This is a genomic window from Mycobacterium sp. E2733 (assembly GCF_001667585.1).
Classification (GTDB): Bacteria; Actinomycetota; Actinomycetes; order Mycobacteriales; family Mycobacteriaceae; genus Mycobacterium.
Window position 1 is genome coordinate 1 of record NZ_LZJZ01000005.1, and the last position, 1,650, is coordinate 1,650.

Sequence of the window (1,650 nt, forward strand, 5' to 3'; positions counted from 1 at the left end):
GTGACAGGCCCGCCCCACATTGTGACGCGTCTCACGGGAGCCACCGCCGGCGGGGGGGGGGGGGGGTGTGACGGGGCGACGACGTTTTGGTTGATGTCGGGGTGCTGGTTGGCATGCGGTCGGATGTCGACGGCCAGCGCCACGGCCAGGGCAACGACACCGCCGATGAATATCAGCGTCGCGGCGGCGACGGCCAGCACCGACTTGCGGCTGCGTCGCGCGCCCGAGTGCGCGGCCGCCTCGCCGTCGGCGCCAGTCTCTCCCCAGCCGGGGCCCGGTCCGTCCCACGGCGATCAGTGGGACGATTGGCTACATCGACACCTGGGGCACGGCCTCCCGATCCCGTAGCCGCGTCCCGGCCCCGACCGGAAGTCCCGAGCACGCGTAAAATGGGAACTTCAGGGGAACATACGGTGGGGACTTAGTGACCTCTCGCGTTTTCGCGGGGTGCGGCGGGCCACGTCCTCATCAGCAGGGCTAGCAATCGAACCATGGAGGAGCTTTGGACACCGTACTTGGCGTGTCGATGGCGCCGACGGCCGTCCGAATGGTGCTGGTCGAAGGCCAGAATGGCGAAGGCGCCACCGTCGACGAAGACAACTTTGACGTTCCGCCCGAAGACGACGCCGCAACGCTCGGCGCGGCCAACCAGGTAGTGTCCGCGATCCTGGGTACGCGGCAGGGCGCGGCCGAGGGCGGTTACCAATTGGCCTCGACCGGGGTCACCTTCACCGATCCGATCGAGGCCGCCGCGCTGCGGGATGCGCTGGCCGCCCACAAGGTCGAGAACGTGATGTTGGTCTCGTCCTTCCTGGCCGCGGCGGCCCTAGCCCAGGCGGTCGGCAGTCAGACGAACTATGCGCAAACGGCGCTGCTCTACATCGAGCCCGACACCGCGACCCTCGCGGTCGTCAACAGCGCCGACGGGTCGGTCGCCGACGTCCGTCGGCAGTCCCTGCCGGCCGACGACGACGCCGCGGTGGCCCAGCTGGCCACGATGGTTTCGCAGGCCGAGACGATGGAGACGCGCCCGGACGGCGTCTTCGTCGTCGGCTCCGGCGTTGACATCCCGCTGATCAAGCCCGCGCTCGAGGCGGCGACCACGCTGCCGCTGTCGGCTCCCGAGGAGCCGGAGACGGCGCTGGCCCGAGGCGCGGCGCTGGCGTCGGCGCACGCCCCGCTGTTCTCGTCGTCCACCGCGGCGCTGGCGTACGCCCAGGACCCGGGCACCGGCGCCATCAACCCGTTCGCGATCGCGCCCGGCTATTTCGACACCCCGGCCAACGCCGGCGAGGAAGGCCTCGCGTACAGCGCCGTCCCCGACGACATCGACGAGCCCTACCCCGGCGCGGCCACCGGCGCCACCGCGCTCGTCGACGCGGGCTATCCCGAGCGCCGCTCCCTCCGGCTGGTGGGTAGCATCGTGGCGAGCGTCTTCGTCATCGGCGTGGTGGCGCTGGTCGTCTCGTTGGCGATCGCCATCCGGCCCACCGCCAATGTCCGGCCCAGCCCGAACCAGAACGTGGTCGTTGCGCCCACCCGGCCTGCCCCGGCGCCCGCGGCCCCCGCACCGGCCGAGGCCCGGAATGCCCGGGAACCCGCCGCCACCGCCGCCGTGCCCTTCGTCACCGCCGCCATGACCGCCGCCGG

1 protein-coding gene is annotated in these 1,650 nt (G+C 71.8%); it reads left to right on the plus strand.

Annotation, left to right across the window (positions count from 1 at the left end):
* Positions 1 to 520: 520 nt before the first annotated feature.
* Positions 521 to 1,650, plus strand: a 1,130-nt coding sequence (locus A5678_RS00075; protein WP_231983532.1) for a hypothetical protein, incomplete at its 3' end; no start/stop codon positions are given.